The sequence below is a fragment of the Micromonospora orduensis genome, from assembly GCF_006228125.1.
Classification (GTDB): Bacteria; Actinomycetota; Actinomycetes; order Mycobacteriales; family Micromonosporaceae; genus Micromonospora; species Micromonospora orduensis.
The window spans coordinates 16,344-37,425 of the sequence record NZ_VDFY01000181.1; the positions used below are offsets into that span (position 1 = coordinate 16,344).

The 21,082-nt window shown below is 72.4% G+C and carries 19 protein-coding genes; 7 read left to right on the forward strand and 12 right to left on the reverse strand.

The genetic code is table 11. The annotated features are described in order from the left end of the window. Positions 1-3: 3 nt before the first annotated feature. Together FHG89_RS20000 and FHG89_RS20005 are read right to left on the reverse strand one after the other, a co-directional pair. Positions 4-684, reverse strand: a complete 681-nt coding sequence (locus tag FHG89_RS20000) for a response regulator (RefSeq protein ID WP_139585919.1) — start codon at positions 682-684, stop codon at positions 4-6. Next, positions 681-1,874 carry a sensor histidine kinase gene (locus tag FHG89_RS20005; protein WP_139585920.1) on the reverse strand — a complete coding sequence of 398 codons (1,194 nt, stop codon included), beginning with the start codon at positions 1,872-1,874 and terminating at the stop codon, positions 681-683. Before FHG89_RS20005 ends, FHG89_RS20000 begins: the two co-directional genes overlap by 4 nt. Positions 1,875-2,087: 213 nt before the next feature. Between FHG89_RS20005 and FHG89_RS20010 the strand changes: the two genes are divergently transcribed. Together FHG89_RS20010 and FHG89_RS34315 are read left to right on the forward strand one after the other, a co-directional pair. Then, positions 2,088-2,627 carry a hypothetical protein gene (locus FHG89_RS20010; protein WP_139585958.1) on the forward strand — a complete coding sequence of 180 codons (540 nt, stop codon included), beginning with the start codon at positions 2,088-2,090 and terminating at the stop codon, positions 2,625-2,627. Between the two features lie 97 nt (positions 2,628-2,724). Further along, positions 2,725-3,054, forward strand: a complete 330-nt coding sequence (locus FHG89_RS34315) for a hypothetical protein (protein ID WP_139585921.1) — start codon at positions 2,725-2,727, stop codon at positions 3,052-3,054. A gap of 50 nt (positions 3,055-3,104) precedes the next feature. On the opposite strand, the gene FHG89_RS20020 is transcribed toward FHG89_RS34315, so the two are convergent. Next, positions 3,105-3,755 (reverse strand): hypothetical protein, encoded by a 651-nt coding sequence (locus FHG89_RS20020; protein ID WP_139585923.1) that lies wholly within the window; start codon positions 3,753-3,755, stop codon positions 3,105-3,107. Positions 3,756-4,008: 253 nt separating this feature from the next. On the opposite strand from FHG89_RS20020, the gene FHG89_RS20025 reads away from it, so the two are divergent. Next, a complete protein-coding gene (locus tag FHG89_RS20025) occupies positions 4,009-4,608 on the forward strand; it encodes a copper resistance CopC family protein (protein WP_244295644.1) in 600 nt (199 codons plus the stop codon). 75 nt (positions 4,609-4,683) lie between these two features. Here FHG89_RS20025 and gltX read toward each other — a convergent pair whose 3' ends face one another. Genes gltX through FHG89_RS20040 form a run of 3 tightly spaced genes read right to left on the reverse strand, consistent with a single transcriptional unit; the run spans position 4,684 to position 8,767 of the window. Beyond that, a complete protein-coding gene (gene gltX, locus FHG89_RS20030) occupies positions 4,684-6,093 on the reverse strand; it encodes a glutamate--tRNA ligase (protein WP_139585926.1) in 1,410 nt (469 codons plus the stop codon). A gap of 50 nt (positions 6,094-6,143) precedes the next feature. Beyond that, on the reverse strand, positions 6,144-7,421 hold the full coding sequence (locus FHG89_RS20035) for an MFS transporter (RefSeq protein WP_139585928.1): 1,278 nt from the start codon (positions 7,419-7,421) through the stop codon (positions 6,144-6,146). Next, positions 7,418-8,767, reverse strand: coding sequence for a GH1 family beta-glucosidase (locus FHG89_RS20040; protein WP_139585929.1), 1,350 nt, complete (start codon positions 8,765-8,767; stop codon positions 7,418-7,420). The genes FHG89_RS20035 and FHG89_RS20040 overlap by 4 nt, the downstream gene beginning before the upstream one ends. A gap of 188 nt (positions 8,768-8,955) precedes the next feature. On the opposite strand from FHG89_RS20040, the gene FHG89_RS20045 reads away from it, so the two are divergent. Further along, the gene (locus tag FHG89_RS20045) at positions 8,956-9,402 is read left to right on the forward strand and encodes an SRPBCC family protein (protein WP_139585931.1); all 447 of its coding nucleotides are present in this window, start codon (positions 8,956-8,958) and stop codon (positions 9,400-9,402) included. A gap of 127 nt (positions 9,403-9,529) precedes the next feature. Here FHG89_RS20045 and FHG89_RS20050 read toward each other — a convergent pair whose 3' ends face one another. The 6 genes from FHG89_RS20050 to pcaF form a co-directional block, all read right to left on the reverse strand. Then, positions 9,530-10,894: a glutamine synthetase family protein gene (locus FHG89_RS20050; protein WP_139585933.1), complete on the reverse strand. Its 1,365-nt coding sequence runs from the start codon at positions 10,892-10,894 to the stop codon at positions 9,530-9,532. 116 nt (positions 10,895-11,010) lie between these two features. After that, a complete protein-coding gene (locus FHG89_RS20055; RefSeq protein WP_139585934.1) occupies positions 11,011-12,597 on the reverse strand; it encodes an amino acid permease in 1,587 nt (528 codons plus the stop codon). Positions 12,598-12,951: 354 nt separating this feature from the next. Further along, on the reverse strand, positions 12,952-13,452 hold the full coding sequence (locus FHG89_RS20060; protein WP_139585935.1) for a DUF456 domain-containing protein: 501 nt from the start codon (positions 13,450-13,452) through the stop codon (positions 12,952-12,954). A gap of 46 nt (positions 13,453-13,498) precedes the next feature. Beyond that, a complete protein-coding gene (locus FHG89_RS20065) occupies positions 13,499-15,655 on the reverse strand; it encodes a putative bifunctional diguanylate cyclase/phosphodiesterase (protein ID WP_139585937.1) in 2,157 nt (718 codons plus the stop codon). A 4-nt stretch (positions 15,656-15,659) separates the two neighbouring features. Continuing rightward, positions 15,660-16,472: an SAM-dependent methyltransferase gene (locus FHG89_RS20070; protein WP_139585939.1), complete on the reverse strand. Its 813-nt coding sequence runs from the start codon at positions 16,470-16,472 to the stop codon at positions 15,660-15,662. 152 nt (positions 16,473-16,624) lie between these two features. Next, the gene (gene pcaF / locus FHG89_RS20075) at positions 16,625-17,830 is read right to left on the reverse strand and encodes a 3-oxoadipyl-CoA thiolase (RefSeq protein WP_139585940.1); all 1,206 of its coding nucleotides are present in this window, start codon (positions 17,828-17,830) and stop codon (positions 16,625-16,627) included. Between the two features lie 108 nt (positions 17,831-17,938). Here pcaF and FHG89_RS20080 point away from each other — a divergent pair, with 108 nt between their 5' ends. The 3 genes from FHG89_RS20080 to FHG89_RS20090 all read left to right on the forward strand — a co-directional run bounded on the left by FHG89_RS20080 (position 17,939) and on the right by FHG89_RS20090 (position 21,050). Continuing rightward, a complete protein-coding gene (locus FHG89_RS20080; protein ID WP_139585942.1) occupies positions 17,939-18,904 on the forward strand; it encodes a glutathione S-transferase family protein in 966 nt (321 codons plus the stop codon). Then, on the forward strand, positions 18,897-19,577 hold the full coding sequence (locus FHG89_RS20085) for a DUF998 domain-containing protein (RefSeq protein ID WP_139585944.1): 681 nt from the start codon (positions 18,897-18,899) through the stop codon (positions 19,575-19,577). Before FHG89_RS20080 ends, FHG89_RS20085 begins: the two co-directional genes overlap by 8 nt. Before the next feature lie 168 nt (positions 19,578-19,745). Beyond that, positions 19,746-21,050, forward strand: a complete 1,305-nt coding sequence (locus FHG89_RS20090; protein ID WP_208761030.1) for a dicarboxylate/amino acid:cation symporter — start codon at positions 19,746-19,748, stop codon at positions 21,048-21,050. Positions 21,051-21,082: the final 32 nt, after the last annotated feature.

Consider the following 21,082-nt stretch of genomic DNA (forward strand, 5'->3'; position numbering starts at 1 on the left):
CGGTCACGGCGGCGCGGGCAGCCCCACCTCCTGGGCCAGGATCGCGGCCTGCACCCGGCTGCGCAGGTCCAACTTCGCCAGGATCCGGCTCACGTGTGTCTTGGTGGTGCTCTCCGCCATCGCCAGCCGCTCGGCGATCTGCTGGTTGGACAGTCCCAGCCCCAGGCAGGCCAGGACGTCCCGTTCCCGTGGGGTGAGCGTGCCGAGCGCGGCGTGGGTGGCCGTCGACGCGCCCGGCGCGGTCGACGCGAAGGCCGCGATCAGCCGGCGGGTCACGGCGGGCGCGATGAACCCGTCCCCGCGCGCCACCGTCCGCACCGCCTCGACCAGTCCGGCGGCGTCGGTGTGCTTGAGCAGGAAACCGGCCGCTCCGGCGCGCAGCGCGCCGAAGACGTACTCGTCCAGGTCGAAGGTGGTGAGCACCAGCACGTCGGCGAGCCCTTCGGCGACGATGGCGCGGGTCGCGGAGATCCCGTCCCGGCGCGGCATCCGGATGTCGAGCACCGCCACGTCCGGGCGCAGCTCCCGGCACAGCCCGACCGCCTCGTCGCCGTCGCCGGCCTCGCCGACCACCTCGACGCCGGGAGCGCCGGCCAGGATGAGCGTCAGCCCGGCGCGGACCGCCGGCTGGTCGTCCGCCAGCACCACCCGGACCGCCGTCTCGACGTCGGCCGGCCCGCTCACCGGTCGGCCCCGGTGGGCAGCGACGCCCGGACCTGCCAGCGGCCGTCCCGCGGCCCGGCGCTGAACCGCCCGGCGAGCAGCGTGGCGCGTTCCCGCATCCCGATCAGCCCGGCTCCGGCGCCGGGCAGCCCGGCCCCGCCTCGGCGCACCGGGTTCTCCACCGTCACCACCACCTCCGCCGGCCGGTACGCGATTGTCAGCTCCGCGTCGCCGGCGCCGTGCTTGAGCGCGTTGGTCAGCGACTCCTGCACGATCCGGTACGCGGCCAGGTCCACCCCCACCGGCAGCGGGCCCGGCGTGCCGTCGGTACGGACCCGCACCGCGAGCCCGGCGGCCCGGATGCCCTCGACCAACCGGTCCGTCTCGGCGAGCCGCGCGGTGACCGTCTCGGCCGGCGCGTCGTCCGGTGGCGTGCCGCCGGTTACCGGATCACGCAGCACCTCGATCATCTGCCGCATCTCCGCCAGGCCCTGCACGCTGCTCTCCCGGATCACCCGCAACGCCGACTCGACCTGGCCGCGATCCAACCCGCGCACCGACAGCGCGGCTGTCGCGTGGATGGCCACCGCGCTCAGGTGGTTGGCCACCACGTCGTGCAGCTCCCGCGCCATCCGGGCCCGTTCGGCGCTGACCGCCTGCCGGCGGTCCAGCTCGACCAGTCGGGCGGTCTGCTCGGCCCGGGCCCGCTCGGCGACCGCCTGGTCGCGGTACTGCCGCACGCTGATCCCGGTCAGCACCGGTAGCAGTCCCGCGAGCACCACCGGAACCCCGACCGCCGCACCGCGCCACTGGCCGAACCCCAGCACGCCGGCCGCGACACCGATCAGGCTCAGCGCCACGGTGATCCGCAGCAGCCACCGCCACAGCCGGGGCGGGCCGTACACGCAGGCGTCGTAGAGCACCTGCGTGTAGACCACGACGGTGCCCAGCGAGTTGCCCAACGCCGTGTCCACCACGAGCGCCGCCGTCCCCACGGCCAGGCTGGTGCGCGGTGCGGCCCGACGGAGGCCGACGGCGACGCACACCGCCAGCAGGGGCGCCAGGAAGAGGGCGGGCGGTACGTCCGGGTGCGGATTGATCTGCGGTTGCATGCCCAGGCCGTACAGCACCAGGCCACCGCCCAGCGACGCGCCGGCCAGCGTGAGGTCCCGGCCGGGTGTGCCGGAGCCGAGCCACGATGGCAGTCGCATGCTCCGATCCCACCACAGCCGTCGCCCCGCGGGCTCCGACCGGGGGAGGACCCTGCCGGCCCCGGCATGCGCCGAAAGGGGTACGCGCACCCCGCGCCGGCCACCGCGCCCGATCGGCGGGTCCGTCGAAGGGTGGACCCGGATCTCCTCTTCCACGTCGAGGCCGACGCCTTCCTGATCGGCGACGCTTGTGGTGAGACGGGGGAGGTCGACGTGCTGGTCGCTGTGATCATCGGCTGCGAGATCGCGTTCTGGGTGGTGCTCGCCGCCGGACTGGTGGCCCGCTATCCGCTGCGGCGGCCCCGGCTCGGGGCGGCGCTGCTGGTCTGCGTACCGCTTGTGGACCTGGCGCTGCTCGCCGCGTCGGTGCTGGACCTGCGCCGAGGCGCGACCGCTGGCGTCAGCCACGGTCTCGCCGCCGCCTACCTCGGCTTCTCGGTGGCCTTCGGGCACTCGATGGTGCGCTGGGCGGACCAGCGCTTCGCCCACCGGTTCGCCGGTGGACCGCCGCCGGTCCGGCCACCCCGATACGGCTGGGCGCGTACCCGGTACGAGTGGCGGGAGTGGGCCAAGGCGCTGCTCGGCTGGGCCGTCGCGTGCGGCCTGCTCGGCGCCGCGATCCTCTGGGTGGACGACGCGGACCGCACCCGCGAGCTGGTGGGCTGGATCCACAAGCTCACCGTCGCCATCGTGATCTGGCTGGTCGCCTTCCCGGTCTGGGAGACGATCTTCCCGCGCCGCCCGAAGCACTGACCCCGGGGTACGCCGTGCAGGCCCGTCGGTCCCGGCCAGTACGGTGGCAGGGCACGGGGGAGCACCCGCGGGTGAGTGTGAGCGTGAGGAGACCGGGATGGCGCACGGGGAGGCCGAACACGGCTGCGCCCAGGGCGAGCCCTGCCGGCCGGGGCACCATGACCCTCAGTCGGCCGCCAAGCACCGCCGACCGGTGGGCGGTACGCCGTCGCACCCGGTCGAGCCGCTCCCCGGCCGCCCCGACGACGAGGCCATGCTCCCGCGTCAGCGCTCCGCCGAGCCCGCGGCCCTCGCCGAGTCGGAGTCGGACGTCCCGCCTGGTTGCCTCAGTGAACGTCCCGGGTGGGCCGGGGCCCACCGGCACGGTCCGGTCCGGCCCCGTCAGCGGGCCACCCGCCGCGAGCGCCCGCCGCGCCGCTGGTGCTGACCCGGGGCCGCCCGGCGGCTGGCGTGGTCTGACCCGCCGGTCGGCTCAGCTCATCGGGTGCGGCGGCGGATCAGCAGCGCGATCCCGGCGAGGCCGACCGTGATGGTCAGCATCACCGCGACGTTGAGCAGCAGCAGGTGCTGCAACTCGCCGAGCGCCTCGTCGAGGTCCTTGGCCGGATCGAGAGTGTCCTCCGGGAGCACCCGCTCGCCGCCGCCCACACCACCGCTGACGGTGTCGAACTGCCGCTCCAACGGCACGCCGGCGGCGCGCAGCGTCTCGGACATGCTGAGCCGGCCGAGGAACCAGCCGGCGCTGGTCTTGTGACCGTCCGGCTGCTTCGCCGGGCGGAAGATCCGTGGACCGCCGGCCGCCTCGGGGTAGAGGTCGTACGTCTGCTTCGGCGTGTCCCCGACGAGCACCACGACCGTGTACTTCGGACCGAGGGCGGCCGCCTTCGGCCCGGTCTGAGCGCCGGTGCGGCCGAGGAAGTTCACCTGGTCGATGACCGCGACCACGAGGTCGGGTTGCGTGTCCGCGCGCAGCCGCAGCGGCTCGGGCAGATCCGCGCCGGAGATGTCCACCCCGGCGGGCGCCGGAGCCGGTGCCGCGGCGGCCGGACCAGCGGTGCCGAGCGACAGCAGCGCCGCCGCCAACGTGCCCGCCAGCACGGTGGCCCACCGCCTCATCTGTCGGACCATCCCGCCTCCTCGCCCCGTTCGATGGATGGCTTTCGTCGCGACGTCCGGACCGGTCGGCCGGTGACGACACCGACCTGGTGGCCGGGCCCACCCTTACAGACTCGCAGAACGTCGATGAAGTGCCGCTTGTGGAACAGTAATTGGAACTATCTGCGATCTCTGCTCGACTAATGAGGAGCGGTTTGATCAGCGGGCGGATCGTACCCTTACGGAGGGGTTCATGGGGGGCAGGGTTACACGTTTGGGACGGGTCGTGCCAGTGGTCTTCGGCGTGGCGTTCGGTGTGTCGTTGATGGCCCCGGCCACGCCGGCCGCCGCCCACAACGAGCTGACCGGCAGCGACCCGCGCGACGGCGCTCGCGTGGCGACGGCACCCGCCCGGATCGAGCTGCGGTTCCTGGCCAGGCCGGCGCCGACCACGACGAAGATCACAATAACCGGACCGGACAATGTGGTCGCTGGCGGGCAGCCGACGTTCGACGGCAGCCGGGTACGGGTGCCGTTCAAGCCGGCCGCCGCGGGGCTCTACATCGTCGGCTACCAGCTCGCCTCCGCCGACGGGCACCCGGTCAAGGGTGAGGTGCGGTTCACCCTCACGACCGGCACCGCCGCCGACCCGTCCGCGACACCGTCGGCCGCTGGCGGCGCCGGCCCGTCGGGAGCGCCGGTCGGTTCGCCCTCGGCGTCTACAGTCGGCCCCTCCACGGGCAGCCCGACGGCGTCCACCGTGCCGGCGGCGTCGGAGCAGTCCGACTCCGGCGGTCGCGGCTGGCTGTGGGCGCTCGGTGCCCTGGTGCTGCTCGCCGCGCTGGTGACCGGCCTCGTGGTGCGCCGACGGCGCGGAGCTCAGTGATCATGTGATGCCCAGCAGCTCAGGATCGGTCCCTGGAAACTGCTGGGCATCACATGATCAACCGGCGGTGCTCCGTCAGACCAGGCGGAGGCGGGCGGCGCGCATCCGGGTCAGGGTGCGCTCGCGGCCGAGCACCTCAAGCGACTCGAACAGCGGCAGGCCCACGGTGCGGCCGGTGACCGCGACCCGGACCGGCGCCTGCGTCTTGCCGAGCTTGAGGCCGCGCGCGGTGCCGACCGCCTCCAGCGTCGACTTCAGCGACTCGGCGTCCCAGGACTCCAACGCCTCGAAGGCCGCGACGGCCTCGTCCAGCAGCTCCGCCGAGCCGTCCTTCATGGTCTTGGTCCAGGCCGCCTCGTCGATCAGCGGCGAGGCCAGGAAGAGGAAGTCGACGTTCGGCACGATCTCGCTGAGCACCGCGATCCGGGTCTGGGCCAGCGGCGCGACGGCGGCGAACGCGTCGGCGTCGTACTCCTCGGGCTGCCACGGCGGCGGCGCGATGGTGCCGGTGCCGGTCAGCCACGGCTGACAGGCGTCGATGAACTCGGGCACCGGCAGCGCGCGGATGTACTCACCGTTGAACGCGCGCAGCTTCTTCTCGTCGAAGAACGCGGGTGAGGGGTTGACCTCCTCCAGCCGGAACTCCTCCTCGATGACCGACCAGGGAACGATCTCCCGGTCGCCGGAGGGCGCCCAGCCGAGCAGCATGAGGTAGTTGCGCATCGCGCCGGAGAGGTAGCCCTCCTCGCGGTACGCCTCCAGGGCCACCTTGTCCCGGCGCTTGGAGAGCTTCTGCCGCTTCTCGTTGACCACCACCGGCACGTGCGCCCAGACCGGCGGCTTGACCCCGAGGGCGTCCCAGAGCAGCTGCTGCTTGGGCGTGTTGGGCAGGTGCTCCTCGGCCCGGATCACATGCGTGATCCCCATGGTCATGTCGTCGACGACGTTTGCCAGCAGGAAGACCGGCGAGCCGTCGCCCCGGGCGATGACGAAGTCCTCGATGAGCTTGTTCTCGAAGGTGGGCTCGCCGCGGATCAGGTCCACCACGACGGTCAGGCCCTCGTCGGGCGTACGGAAGCGCAGCGCCCGACCCTCGCCCGGGCCGAGGCCCAGGTCGCGGTGGTAGCCGTCGTAGCCCTGGTACTGCGAGCCGGTGCGCGCCTGGACGTCCTCGCGGGTGCAGTCACAGTAGTAGGCGCGGCCGGACTCGTAGAGCCGGGCGGCGGCGGCGCGGTGCTCGCCGGCGTTCTCCGACTGGAAGTACGGCCCCTCGTAGCTGCCCCGGGAGATGCCGATCCAGTCCAGCGCGGAGAGGATGCCCTCGGTCCATTCGGGCTTGTTGCGCGCCGCGTCGGTGTCCTCGATGCGCAGCACGAACACGCCGCCCTGCTGCTTGGCGTAGATCCAGTTCTGCAGCGCCGAGCGGGCGCCGCCGACGTGGAACATACCGGTCGGGGAGGGGGCGAAGCGCACACGTACTGTCACGTCCCCCAGCCTACGGCGGCGGTCGAGCGCATTCCGCCAGGGGCCTCGACTCAGGGAACCGAACGGATCTTGACGACCAGGACGCTGCCGATGAGGGTGATCGCGGCGGTGACCGCGTAGAGCGTCGGATAGCCGCCCAGGTGCACGACGAGCGGCGCGGAGAGCGCGGGGCCGAGCACCTGCGGTGCCGAGTTGGCGATGTTGATCACGCCGAGGTCCTTGGCCCGGTCGGTCGCCCGGGGAAGCACCTGGGTGATCAGCGCGGCGTCGACCGAGAGGTAGACGCCGTAGCCGGCGCCGAGCAGCAGCGCGGCGACGATGGCCATCGGCCAGACCGGCGCGACCGCGAGCAGCAGCGCCGCCACCGCCATGACCAGTCCGGAGGTGATCACGTAGATCTTGCGTCGCCCGGAGCGGTCGGACAGCCGGCCGGCGACCACGGCGGTCAGCATCATGCCGAGCGTGTAGAGCAGGATCAGCACCAGCAGACCACCCTCGGGGTCGGGGTGGCGCACCCCGTCGGTGAGGAAGTACAGCAGGTAGAGGGTGCCCAGGGCGTTGCCCAACTGGACCAGGAACCGGGTGATCCACGCCCAGGCGAAGTCCGGGTGCCGGCGGGGGCTGATCCACATCGAGGCCAGCAGCGCCCGGGCCCGCAGCGCCGGCCGGTGCGTACGCGGCAGCGGCTCGTCGGCTGTGAACAGCGCGAACGGCAGCGACAGCAGCAGGATGGCCACCGCGATGGCCAGGTAGCCGGCCGCGTTGCCGGTGACCACTGCGGTGACCAGCACCGCGCCGAGCACCAGCCCGAGCGCCTGCGGGATGCCCACCCAGCCGGAGACCCCGCCACGCTGCGTCACCGGCACCCGGTCCGGGATGGCGGCGGTGAGGCTGGCGAGCATCGCGTTGAAGCACACCTGGGCGGCGACCCAGCCCAGGGCGACCCCGAGGATGGTTCGCTGCTGGGCCAGCAGCACCAGCGCGGCCGCGCCGATCAGCGCCCCGCCCGCCGTCCAGACGTGCCGCCGGCCGAACTCTCGGCCGCCGATCCGCAGGCAGGTCCGGTCGGACAGCGCGCCCGCGAGGGGGTTGGCGAGCACCGCGGCCAGCGCGCCCAGGCCGGTGACCACGGCCAGCATGTTCTCCTTGTCGCCCGGCGCGATCTGCTCGATCTGCTGCGGCAGCAGCACCTGGATGGGCGTGAAGAACGCCATCCAGACGCCCAGGTTGGCCGCGAAGATCAGGCCGATCCAGCCGCGCCGCACCGGGTCCGTCGGCTCGGCGAGGGCCACCGGCAGCGACGCCGGCGTCGGGTCGAGGGTGGTCACCGCGCCGACCCCGGCCGGCTGGCCGCGATCACGTCCCGCAGCCAGGTGTACGACGACTTGGGCGTACGCCTCTGGGTGGCGTAGTCGACGTGCACCAGACCGAAGCGCTTGGTGAACCCCTCGGCCCACTCCCAGTTGTCCAGCAGCGACCAGACGAAGTACCCGCGCACGTCCACCCCGTCGTCGATGGCGGCCCGGACGGCGCGCAGGTGCCCGTCGAGGTATGCGATCCGCTCCGGGTCGGCCACCTGGCCGTCCGCGCCCGGCACGTCGTCGTACGCGCAGCCGCTCTCGGTGATCTCGATGGGTGGCAGGGCGCCGCCGTACGTGTCGTGGAGCCAGCCGAGCAGTTCGCGCAGCCCGTCGGGGGCCACCGGCCAGTCGAAGGCGGTACGCGGGTAGCCGTCCAGCGGCACCAGGTCGAAGGGGAGCGGCGAGCCCTCCTCGGCGGCCCGTACGCCTGTGGGGTTGTAGTAGTTGACCCCCAGCACGTCGATCGGCGCGGCGATGGTGTCGAGGTCGCCGGGGTGGACGAGGCCCGGGTCGAAGCCGGGCAGGTCCGGGTAGCCCCGCCCGAGCAGCGGGTCGGTGAAGAGCCGGTTGTGCAGCGTTCCGTACGCGGCCCCGGCGGCGCGGTCGGCGTCGCTGTCGCCGAGCACCCGCACCGGGGAGTAGTTGTTGGCGATCGCCACCGGGCTGGTGGTGCGGGCGCGCAGCGCGGCGACCGCGAGCCCGTGCCCGAGCAGTTGGTGGTGGGCGACGCCGAAGGCGTCGAAGAGCAGCATTCGGCCGGGGGCGTGCGTGCCCATGCCGTAGCCGAGGCTCATGTGGATGAACGGTTCGTTCAGGGTGATCCAGAGCCGGACCCGGTCACCGAGCCGGGTGGCGGCCAGGTCGGCGTACTCGGCGAAGCGGGCGGCGGTGTCGCGGTTCAGCCAGCCACCGGCGTCCTCCAGGGACTGGGGCAGGTCCCAGTGGTAGAGCGTCGCCACCGGGTCGACGCCGGCGGCCAGCAGCTCGTCGACGAGCCGGTCGTAGAAGTCCAGGCCCGCGGCGTTGACCGGGCCGGCGCCGGTGGGCTGCACCCGGGGCCAGGCGATCGAGAACCGGTACGCGGAGACGCCCAGCCCCGCCATCAGCGCGACGTCCTCGGCGTACCGGTGGTAGTGGTCGCAGGCGACCGCGCCGCTGCTGCCGTCGCCGATCCGGCCGGGGGAGTGCGCGAACGTGTCCCAGATGGACGGTCCGCGTCCGTCGGCCGTGGCGGCGCCCTCGATCTGGTGGGCGGACGTGGAGACGCCCCAGCGGAAGCCGCCGGGGAACTCGGGCATCGGTGCGGTCGGCATGCGCCCTCCCGGTCAATGTGAAACGTGCTCGGGACTCTAGGACGCCGTCGATGAATGCGCCATAGGCCGGGCTGCCGCTTTCCGCAATGGTTGATCGGCGTGTCTTTTTCCGAACCCGTCCAGGTAAGTCCGATTTAGCGCATAGAGTGCCGATATCGTGGGATGTCCTCACTGGAGGAAAGACGGAAATGATCCTCGTGGAACGCAGTGCGCACGTGGCGGCGCCGATGGAAGTGGTCTGGGACGTCGTCCAGCGGGCCGAGCAGTTGCCGGCCTGGCTGGCGGGGGTCCGCGCGGCCGAAGTGCTCTCCGGAGAGGGCTTCGGGCGGCGGCAGTTGGTCCAGGCGGGGCGCGGTTCGGCGCATGAGGCCGAGGTGATCGCCTATCAGGAGCCGACCCTGATCGGCTGGCGGGAACGGGCCAAGGGCGCCGGTGCCCGCGCGGAGGCGCGCACCGAGATCTACGTCCAGCTCACTCCGGACGAGGAGGAGGGCGGGACCATCGTGCGGCTCATCGTCGTCCGCTGGCCGGCCGGCCCGGTCAAGGCGGCCCTGCTGCGCCTCGGCCTGCGCCGGGTGGGCGCCGACCTGGAAGACTCGCTGGCCCGCCTGACCGACCTGGCCGCCGTCGGCTGACGCCCTCCCCGGCCCCGCCCCCCGCCCCGGCGTCGATCATGGAGTTGTGGCGCCTCGCGAAAGCCGCATCCACCGCATCTCGACCACCAGAAGTCCATGATCGACGCGGCCAACCCGGCGCGGGCCGTCAGAGGCGCTCGAAGCCACGGGTCAGCTCCCAGTCCGTCACCGCCGCGTCGAAGGCCGCCAGCTCGACTCTGGCCTGGTTGGCGTAGTGGGCGACCACCTCGTCGCCAAAGGCTTCCCGGGCCACCGCCGAGCCCTCCCAGAGGGTCAGGGCGTCGCGCAGGGTGCCGGGGACCCGCTCGGCCCGCGGGTCGTCGTACGCGTTGCCGGTGCACTCCTCGCCCAGCTCCAGCTCCCGGTCGATGCCGTGCAGCGCGCCGGCGACCAGACCGGCGATCGCCAGGTACGGGTTGACGTCGGCGCCGGGCACCCGGTTCTCCACCCGCATGCCCTGCCCGTGCCCGACCACCCGCAGCGCGCAGGTGCGGTTGTCCACACCCCAGCGCAGCGCCGTCGGGGCGAACGACCCCGGCTGGTAGCGCTTGTAGGAGTTGATGTTCGGCGCGAAGAGCAGGCTGAACTCGCGCATGGTGGCGAGCAGCCCGGCGAGCACCCGCTGCCCGGTCTGCGACAGGTGTGCCGGCCCGTCACCGAGCATCGCCGACGAGCCGGACGGGTCCCGCAGTGAGAAGTGGATGTGGCAGGAGTTGCCCTCCCGCTCGTTCGGCTTGGCCATGAAGGTGATCGACATACCCTCCTGGGCGGCGATCTCCTTGGCGCCGTTCTTGTAGATCACGTGGTGGTCCGCGCAGGCCACCGCCTCGTCGTACCGGAAGGCGATCTCGTGCTGGCCGAGGTTGCACTCGCCCTTGGCGCTCTCCGGGGTGAGCCCGGCGCCGGCCATCTCGGTGCGGATCCGGCGCAGCAGCGGCTCGACCCGGGCGGTGCCGAGCAGGGAGTAGTCCACGTTGTACTGGTTCGCCGGGGTGAGGTCGCGGTAGCCGCGCCGCCAGGCGTCCTCGTACGAGTCACGGAACAGCACGAACTCCAGCTCGGTGCCGGCGTACGCGGTGAGCCCGTGCTCGGCCAGCCGGTCCAGTTGCCGGCGCAGGATCTGCCGGGGTGAGGCGACCACGTCACCGGAGCCGTCCAGCCAGGTCAGGTCGGCCAGCAGCAGCGCGGATCCGGGTTGCCAGGGCACCCGGCGCAGGGTGGCGAAGTCCGGCACCATCGCGAAGTCGCCGTAGCCGCGTTCCCAGCTCGACATCGCGTACCCGTCGACGGTGTTCATGTCGACGTCCACGGCGAGCAGGTAGTTGCAGCCCTCGCTGCCGTTGGCGACCACCTGGTCGAGGAAGAACGGCGCGTGGAACCGTTTGCCCTGGAGGCGGCCCTGCATGTCGACGAGGGCCAGCACCACGGTGTCGATCTCACCCTCGGCGACGGCGACCCGCAGTTGTTCCAGCGTAAGCGGTGCTTTCCTCATGGGTGCGCCTCCATCACCAAGGTCTACTGGCAAACCGGATCACCGTCAATGCCCCCGGCGCCGAGGGCGGCAAACCCGGCGGGGCGGCAGTGGGTGCCCGCCCCGCCGGGCGCGGGTCAGGCCGGGCCGTCGACCGGTGCCGGGTCCGCCACCGGCGTGGTCTCCTCGACGGTACGGACCGGACCGGTGAACCACTTGCGGGCCGAGGCGTACCACCAGACGGCGACCACCAGCAGCACCCCGCCGACGGCGAGCGGCGCGTAGTTCACCGCCGACCAGGTGAAGTCGTCGTTGCCGGGCACACCGGCGGGCACGATCGGCAGCACGAAGTAGACGGCGATGACCGCGATCTCGACGACCGCGATCCAGCCGAGCAGCTTGTACTTCCGCCCGAGCGTCCACGGGCCGGGGCTGAACCGGTCGCCCATCCGCAGCCGCAGCGCGATCGGGATGAGGAACGACAGGTAGAGCCCGAGCACCGCGACGGACACCACCGCGTAGAAGGCGATGGGGATGCCGGCGGAGCTCTCGTAGAGCGCCGGAAGGGTCAGCACCAGGCCGGCCAGGGTGGCCCCGATGATCGCGTTGACCGGGGTGCCGTTGCGGTCGACCTTCGACCAGAGCCGCCAGCCCGGCACCGCCCGGTCGCGGCTGAACGCGTACGCCATCCGGCTCATCGAGGTCACGCAGCTCATCCCGCAGAAGAACTGCCCGATGGTGGAGATGATGATGACGACCTTGAAGAAGACCGGGGTCAGCGCGGACTCGAAGATGGCACCGGAGAAGCCGCCGGCGGCGTTGACCGCCTCGACGTCGGTGGCCGCGAAGAGGAACGCCAGCAGCAGGATCCAGCCGCCGACCGCCGAGTAGAAGATCGACTGCCAGAGGCCTCGGGCGGCTGCCTGCGACGCACCCCGGGTCTCCTCCGAGACGTGCGCGCAGGCGTCGAAGCCCGTGATCGTGTACTGGGTGAGCAGGAAGCCCAGCGGCAGCACGTAGAACCAGAAGGTGAGCCCGCCGACGTCCCCGTCGCCGAAGCCGGAGTTGTTGAACCGCTCGGTGAACACGAACTGGAAGCTCTGGTGGTTGTCCGGGACGAAGACCAGGATGGCCACCACGACTGCCGCGCCGGCCACGTGCCACCAGACCGAGACGTTCTGGAGTACGTCGATGATGCGGTGCCCGAAGATGTTGATCAGACCGTGCAGCACCAGGATGATCACGAAGAGGACGAACGCCTGTCGCAGCGTCCCCACCCAGCCGTCGAAGAGCGCCGACAGGGTGAGGTTGAGGAACGTCGCGCAGCCGTAGTCGACCGACGCGGTGACCGCTACCAGGCCGATCAGGTTCAGCCAGCCCGTGAACCAGCCGTGCACCGGACGACCCATGGTCGCCGCCCACCAGTAGATCCCGCCCGCGGTCGGGTACGCGGACACCAGCTCGGCCATGCAGAAGCCGATGATCAGGATGAACAGCGAGATCAGCGGCCAGCCCCAGGAGATGGCGACCGGCCCGCCGTTGTTCCACGCCTGCCCGAAGGTCGTGAAACAGCCGGCCAGGATCGAAATGATCGAGAACGAGATGGCGAAGTTGGAGAAGCCACTCCATTTGCGGCGCAGCTCCTGTTTGTAGCCGAGTTCGGCGAGCCGTCGGGCATCGTCGTCCATCGGCTGCTCGGCGGTCGGCACGGGCGTCGTGGCCACTGCACACCTCCCTGAGGTGATTCCGCGTACGAGTGCGCAAAGTGTGATCCCGGTCGATCAAGGCGGTCAATACGTACCCGGGTGGGAATCTCACCGCCTTCGGCTAATTGCGTTGCCCTGACCCCGGCCAGACGCCATCCTTGACCCCGTGACCAGGCCCGATCGGGCCGACCTCCGGGCACTCGGACCGCCCGGACCTCGGCGGCGCGGGGCACACCTCTCTCTCACGTACGGCGTTCCGCCGTACCCGACCAGTGCCCCGCGCCCCTCCACCGTGTTGATCAAGAGATTCGCGTCAGAATCCGGGTCCCGCCTGACGCGAAGCTCTTGATCACCGACAAGAAGGGGGGCCGGTCAGGTCAGGAGCAGGCCGGCCAGCCAGAGCGCGGCGACGAGCAGGCCGGCGGTGAACTCCACGAGCATGGACAGGCCGGCGGCCTTGAGCGCCTGCACGGTGGACGGCCAGGCCAGGCGATTGCTGCCCAGCCGGAGCCGTTCCGCTCCCCACACCCCGGCGACGAAGCCGAGCACCAACCCGACCACCGGCACCACGAAGAACCCGATGATGCCGAGCACCGCGCCGGCGAGCAGCGTGGACGTGGGCACGCCGGTGCGCTTCAGGTTCCGGCCGGGCCAGGCGTACTTGACCACAGTGCCGCCGGCGGCGACAAGCGTCGCGGCGGCGAACACCGCCCAGCCACCCGGGCCGGCGCCGCCGAAGATCGCCCAGACGAGCACCCCGCCCCAGCACAGCGGCAGCGCCGGCAGGCCGGGCACCACCACGCCCGCCAGCCCGGCGACGATGGCAAGGGCTGCCACCACCGTCACCACCGTCTGCGAGTCGTTCAGGCTCACGCCGCCACCCTCCGTCGCCACCATCGGGGCCGTACCGACCCCGCGCTCACCCGGCCGCCCCACCGCGCAGCCGGGCGGTGATCACCTCGGCCGGGGCGGGAGCGCCGAAGTACCGCCCCTGCCCGGTGTCGCAGCGCAGCGCGCGCAGCCGTTCGGCCTGCACCCCGGTCTCCACCGCCTCGGCGGTGACCCACAGCTCCAGGGCGTGCGCCAGCCGGACCAACGCGTCGACGATCCGCTCGTCGCGATGGTCCGCCGCGACGTCCGTACCGTCGGCGCGGATGCCCTCGACGAACGGGCCGGCCAACTTCAGGCAGTGGATCGGCAGCCGGCGCAGGTACGCCAGGTTGGAGTAGCCGGTGCCGAAGTCGTCCACGGCCAGCCGGATGCCCAACGCGGCGAGCCGGTGCAGGCTGCGCAGCGGCTCACCGGCGCTGCCCATCACGGCGCTCTCGGTCAGCTCCAGTTGCAGCAGTTCCGCCGGCAGCCCGGTGGTGGCCAGCACGTCGGCGACGGTGTCCACGATCGCGGGGTCGTCGGCCTGCCGGGCGGCGAGGTTGACGCTGACCACCAGCCGCGCGTCGGGGAACTCCCGCCACCACCGCTCGGCGTCCCGGCACGCGGTGCGCAGCACCCATTCGCCGAGTCCGACGATCAGGCCGGTCTCCTCGGCGAGGCCGATGAACCGGTCCGGTCCGATGAGGCCCAGCTCGGGGTGCTGCCAGCGGACCAACGCCTCCACGGCGAGCATCCGGCCCTCCAGCAGCGACACGATCGGCTGGTAGTGCAGCACGAATTCGCCCCGCTCCAGCGCCGCCGGCAGCCCGGCGACCAGCGCCGCGCGGGCCAGGTCCCGGGCGCTGCGCTCCGGGTCGTAGACCGCGTACCGGCCCCGGCCCGCCGCCTTCGCCCAGTAGAGCGTCGCATCGGCGGCCTTCATCAGCTCCGAGGCGGTGGTCTCCTCGGCCGGGCACTCCACGACGCCGACACTTGCCGACACCGCCAGCTGCTGATCGCCGACGTGCACCGGGGCCGCGACGGCGGCCAGCGCCGTCTGCGCCACCGCCACGGCGTCCTGGCCGCCGTCGACCAGGATCACGAACTCGTCGCCGCCCATCCGGGCCACCAGGTGACCGTGCTCGGCCACGCACTCGGCCAGCCGACGGCCGATCACCACCAGCAGCCGGTCGCCGAGGTCGTGGCCGAGACTGTCGTTGATCGCCTTGAAGCCGTCCAGGTCGAGGAAGCACACCCCGACGCGGCGTTCCGGCGCGGCGGAGTCGAAGACCCGGCCCAGCGTCTCGAAGAAGAGCGTCCGGTTGGGCAGCCCGGTCAGCGGGTCGTGCAGGGCCTGGAAGCGCAGCCGCTGCTGGAGTTCGTACCGCTCGGTGATGTCCTCGATCATCGCGACGGTGAACCGGGGCCGGCCGTCGTCGTGCCGGATCAGCGACACGGCCAGGTCCGTCCAGACGACGCTGCCGTCCTTGCGGTAGTAGCGCTTCTCCAGCCGGGCCGAGTCCTGCTTGCCCTCGACCATCTCCTGGTACAGGTCCCACATGCCGGCGGCGTCGTCGGCGTGGAACAACTCCGCCACGTTGGCCTGGCACAGCTCCTCGATCGAGTAGCCGAGCATGTCGGCGAACGCCTGGTTGACGTCGATGATCTGACCGTCCACCCCGGCGATGCCGATCCCGATCGCCGCACCGGTGAACACCGCCCGGAACCGTGCCTCGCTGTCGCGCAGCGCCTGCTCGACCTCGTCGCGCGCCTGCCAGGCCGACCGGGCGATCCGTTCCTGCTGGGCGAAGGTGCGGTCGCGCAGCGCGCGAGCGTACCCGGCGGCCAGCCCGCCCTGCACGGCCGCGATCCGCTCGCTCAGGTCCGCCGGCCGGCCGGCGGCGGCAAGCACCCGGTGGGGGAAGTCCGCACCGAGGGCACGCAACGCCCATTCCAGTGCCCGAGGCTCGGTGAGGTGCGCCTCCACCAGGGCCCGGCCGACCTCCTCCGCGGGGCGGGCGGTGAACGGCTCCGCGCGCACCGCCTGCGCCAACCGGACGGTGTGCACCAGCAGCAGCCGCTCGGTCTCGGCCGCGCTGAGCGGCACGAAACCGAGCCGGCGTACCGCACGGGCCCAGTCGGCGGCGTAGCCCTGGGCACCGCCCCGGCCGACGTCGGCCCCGATGGGCTCCGGGACGGCGGCCACGGGATCAGCCGGCGGACTGGTCGTACCGGGCGACGCCCCCGAACGCGCCGAACCGCTCCGGGTGCTCGTCCACGTCGGACGGCGAGTCGGGACGCCAGAGCGGCATGTGCACGACGCCCGGTTCGAGGACGGTCCAGTCGCCGAAGAAGCCGGTGATCTGGGCGCGGGAGCGCAGGGTGATCTCCGTGTCGGTACGCGCGGAGAGGCGCTGGGCGTCCAGCATCTCCTGTGGCTGGTCCTCGAAGGTGGAGTGTGAGATGACCAGGAAGCTGCCCGGCGCGGCGGCGGCCCGCAGGGTGGAGAGGATCTCCTCGGGACGGGCGGCGTCCGGGACGAAGTGCACAACCCCGGCCAGCAGGATGCCCATCGGCCGGCTGAAGTCGATCAGGTTGAGCTGGTGGGTCTCGGTGAGGATCCGCTCCGGCTCGCGCAGGTCGGCGTGGACCACGCCGGTCAGGTCGTTGCCGGCGAGCAGTTCCCGGCTGTGCGCGACGGCCACCGGGTCGATGTCGACGTACACCACCCGGGCCTTGGGGTTCGCCGCCTGGGCCACCTCGTGCACGTTGCCCACGGTGGGAATTCCGGAGCCGATGTCGAGGAACTGGTCGATGCCCGCGTCGAGCAGCGCGCGGACGGCTCGGCGCAGGAACTCCCGACCGGACCGCATGGTGGCGGCGAGGTTCGGGGTCATGCTGGCGATCTGCTCGGCCAACTGCCTGTCGATCTCGAAATTGTGCGCCCCACCCAGGAAATAGTCGTACACCCGGGCCGCACTCGGCCTGGTCAGATCGATCTCGGTCGGCAGTCCGTCCGGCATCAGCGTGCTCCCCAGTTCATCGCCGCGGCGCGGGGCGGCACCGGCGTCGGCGGGCGTGCGCGACCACCGGCGGCCCCATGGGTCGTGTGGTGTGGACCACTCTAGGCCGCCGACTCCAGCGTTCGGGAGATCCGTTCACGCTGTTTCCACGCTCAGTCGGCGGACTCCAGCAGCAGCGAGATGCCCTGCCCGACGCCGATGCACATGGTGGCCAGGGCGCGACGGCCTCCGCGCCGGCGCAACTCCAGGGCGGCGGTCAGTGCCAGCCGGGCGCCGCTGGCACCGAGCGGGTGCCCCAACGCGATGGCGCCGCCGTTCGGGTTGACGTGCTCGGCGTCGACGGGCAACCCCAGCTCGCGCAGCACCGCCACGGACTGCGCGGCGAACGCCTCGTTCAGCTCCACCACGTCCACCGCGCCCACCTCGACGCCGACCCGGTCGAGGAGCTTGCGGGTGGCCGGCACCGGCCCGATCCCCATGATCCGGGGCGGTACGCCGGCCGCGGCCGCTCCGCCGATGCGGGCCAGCGGGGTGAGGCCGTACCGGGCCACCGCCGCCTCGCTGGCCACCAGCAGCGCGACAGCGCCGTCGTTGACACCCGACGAGTTGCCGGCGGTCACCGTGCCGCCGTCGCGGAACGGGGTGGGCAGCGCGGCCAGCTTCTCCAGCGACGTCTCCCTGGGGTGCTCGTCCACCTCGACGAGGCGGGTCTCCCGGCGGCCGGCCGGCACGGACACCGGCACGATCTCCTCGGCGAACCGGCCGTCGGCCTGCGCCCTGGCCGCCCGCTGCTGCGAGCGGTACGCGAACGCGTCCTGCTCGGCCCGGCTCACGCCGTACTCGGCGGCCACGTTCTCCGCCGTCTCCGGCATCGAGTCGATCCCCCACCCGTCGCGCATGAGCGGGTTGACCAGCCGCCAGCCCAGCGTGGTGTCGTACACCTCGGCCGAGCGGGAGTACGCCGACGTCGCCTTCGGCATGACGAACGGCGCCCGGCTCATACTCTCCACGCCGCCCGCGACCACCAGCTCGGCGTCCCCGGCGACGATCGACCGCGCGGCGGTGGCCAGGGCGTCCAGGCCGGAGCCGCAGAGCCGGTTGACCGTGCTGCCCGGCACCTCCTCGGGCAGGCCGGCGAGCAGCGCCGCCATCCGGGCCACGTTCCGGTTGTCCTCGCCGGCCTGGTTGGCGCAGCCGAGCACCACGTCGTCCACCCGCGCCCAGTCCACCGACGGGTGGCGGGCGACCAGCTCACGGATCACGTGCGCGGCCAGGTCGTCGGGGCGGACTCCGGCAAGCGCGCCGGCGTACCGGCCGATCGGGGTGCGGACACCGGCCACCAGGTATGCCACGGTCATCGCGAGTGTCCTTCGGGGGTGCGGACGGCGGGGGTGGGGCACGCCCACCGGTCACGGAGGGCTGCCGGCCGCCAGGATATCCGCGCCCGCAGCGGATAGGTTGACGGCATGGCCCGGGCCCAGTTCAGCGCAGAGAGCAGCAGTGGTGGCGCGTTCGTCCGCCAGCCCAACCGGTTCACCGGTCGGGTCACCCCGCACTCGACCTCGCCGCCCGGCGGCGGCCCGGACGAGCAGGACCGCTGGCCGCTGGAGGCCGGCCGTTACCGGCTGATCTGGTGCCGCGCCTGCCCGTGGGCGCACCGGGCGAGGATCGTGCGCGGCCTGCTCGGGCTGGACGACGCGATCTCGCTGGGCACCGTCGACCCGATCCGCGACGAGCGGGGTTGGGCGTTCGCCCTCGACCCGGACGGCTTCGACCCGGTCCTCGGCGTGAGCTTCCTCTCCGAGGCGTACCTGGCCACCGACGAGGACTACACCGGCCGGGTGACCGTGCCGGCGCTTGTCGACACCCTGACCGGTCGGGTGGTCACCAACGACTACCCGCAGCTCACCCTCGACTTCTCCACCGAGTGGCGGCGGCTGCACGCGCCCGACGCGCCGGACCTGTACCCGGTCGAGCTACGCCCGGAGATGGACGCGCTGATGGCCGACATCCACGCCGACGTCAACAACGGCGTCTACCGGTGCGGGTTCGCCACCTCCCAGGAGGCGTACGACGAGGCGTTCCGGGCGGTCTTCGCCCGGCTCGACATGCTCTCCGACCGGCTGGCCGGGCAGCGCTACCTGATGGGCGACGCGATCACCGAGGCCGACGTGCGGCTGTTCACCACACTGGTCCGCTTCGACGCCGCGTACCACGGGCACTTCAAGTGCAACCGCAACAAGCTGACCGAGATGCCGGTGCTCTGGGCGTACGCCCGGGACCTGTTCCAGACTCCGGGCTTCGGCGAGACGGTCGACTTCGACCACATCAAGCGGCACTACTACGGCACCCACCGGGAGATCAACCCGACCGGGATCGTGCCGCTGGGGCCCGACGAGTCCGGCTGGACGACGCCGCACGGGCGTGGCTGAGCGGGGGCGGGCCGGCACCACGAGCGCGCCGGGCGTCGGCGCGGACGTCGCCCGCAGGGTCGCCGCGTCGGTCGCCGCCGGCTGCACGCTGGCCGGCGCGGTCGCGGTGACCGTCGCCGTGCTCGCCGGTCCCGGTCCGGGCCTCACCGGGTACGTCAGTGAGGCAGGTATCGCCGGCAGCGGCTACGCCGCGACGTACCGGATCGGGGTGCTGGCCCTGGCCGGCGCGTTGCTGCTGATCGCGGCGGCGCTGCCCCCGGGGGTACGGGCGGCGTCGGCGCTGCTCGCCGTCGGCGCCGTGTGCACGGCCGTGTCCGGGGCGGTGACCTGCTCGGCGGGCTGCCCGCTGCCGCCGTTCGAGAAGACCACGGTGGCCGACCTGGTGCACGGCGGCGCGAGTGTCGCGGCGACCGCGGCGGTCGTCCTGGCGATGGCCGCGCTTGCCGCCTCGGGTGCGGCCAATCGGGCGGTACGCCGCCTGGCCGCCGGGGCCGCCGGGCTGGCCCTGCCGCTCTGCGCCGCGGTGGGGCTGGCCATGCTCGTCGTGGGCCGGGGCGCAGTGGTGGGTGTGCTGGAGCGGCTGGTCCTCGCGCTCGCGGCGCTGTGGGGCGTGACGACCGCCACCGCGCTGGCGCTCTGTAAGGATCGTCACGTCGTTCGCTCCTTGCGCTGAGCGGCAAGCGGCGTACCGTCGCTGAACGATGACCAATGTCTGGGGCCTCACTGTCCGCCTGTATGTCGATCTCCGACTACAGGCCAGCGGCATCTGTCCGGCGTAGCGCGCGTCACTCGCCCATCCCCGCTCGGACCAGACAATTGGAAACGTCCCATGCCATTCGGCCTGCGTAAAATCCCCTTCTCCGTGCAGATCCTGCTCGGCCTCGTGCTCGGCGTCGCGCTGGGCTTCCTCGCCCGCAGCAACGACCTGAGCTGGCTGACCAGCACCCTGCACACCGTCGGCGGCCTCTTCATCCAACTGCTCAAGCTGGCCGTGCCGCCGCTGGTCTTCACCGCGATCGTGGTCAGCGTGGTCAGCCTGCGCGGCGTCGCCAACGCCGCCCGGCTCGCGCTGAAGACCCTCATGTGGTTCGGCATCACCGCGCTCATCGCGGTGAGCATCGGCATCGGCCTCGGCCTGCTCACCAACCCCGGCAAGGGTGTGACACTCGACGTGGGTGGCGCCGCGCCGCCGAAGAACACCGGCTCGTGGACCGACTTCCTCACCGGCATCGTGCCCACCAACCCGGTCGGCGCGTTCGTCGAGGGCAACGTCCTGCAGATCGTCTTCCTCGCCCTGGTCGTCGGTGCCGCGGCCCTGCTCGTCGGCGAGCCCGCCGAGCCGTTCGTGGCCCTGAACCGCTCGCTGCTGGAGATCGTCCAGAAGGCGCTCTGGTGGGTCATCCGACTCGCCCCGATCGGCACCCTCGGCCTGATCGGCAACGCCGTCGCCTCGTACGGCTGGGACCTGCTGGCCCCGCTCGCGAAGTTCACCACAGCCGTCTACGTCGGCTGCGCCATCGTGCTGTTCGTGGTCTACCCGCTGGTGCTGATCCTCGCCGGCCGGCTCAACCCGCTGCGCTTCTTCGCCGGCGCCTGGCCGGCCATCGAGCTGGCGTTCGTGTCCCGCTCCTCGGTCGGCACGATGCCGGTGACCCAGCGCTCCGTCGAGCGCCTCGGCGTCCCCCGCGAGTACGCCTCGTTCGCGGTGCCGTTCGGCGCCACCACGAAGATGGACGGCTGCGCCGCGATCTACCCGGCGCTCGCCGCGATCTTCGTGGCCCAGGTGTTCGGCGTCCAGCTCGGCGTCACCGACTACCTGCTTATCGCGTTCGTCTCGGTGGTCGGCTCGGCGGCCACCGCCGGCCTGACCGGCGCGATCGTGATGCTCACCCTCACCCTGAGCACGCTGGGTCTGCCGCTGGCCGGCGCCGGCCTGCTGCTCGCCATCGACCCGATCCTCGACATGATCCGCACCGCCACCAACGTGGCCGGGCAGGCTCTGGTGCCGACCGTGGTCGCCGCCCGCGAGGGCACCCTCGACCGGGCCGCGTACGAATCCGCCGGCAAGCGCGACCTGACCGAGCCGGAGCCGGCCCCGCTCGCCCGACCCGACCGGCAGGACGAGCTGAGCCCCGTCCCCGCCTGATCCCGGCACACCGACGTCGACGGACCCCTCCC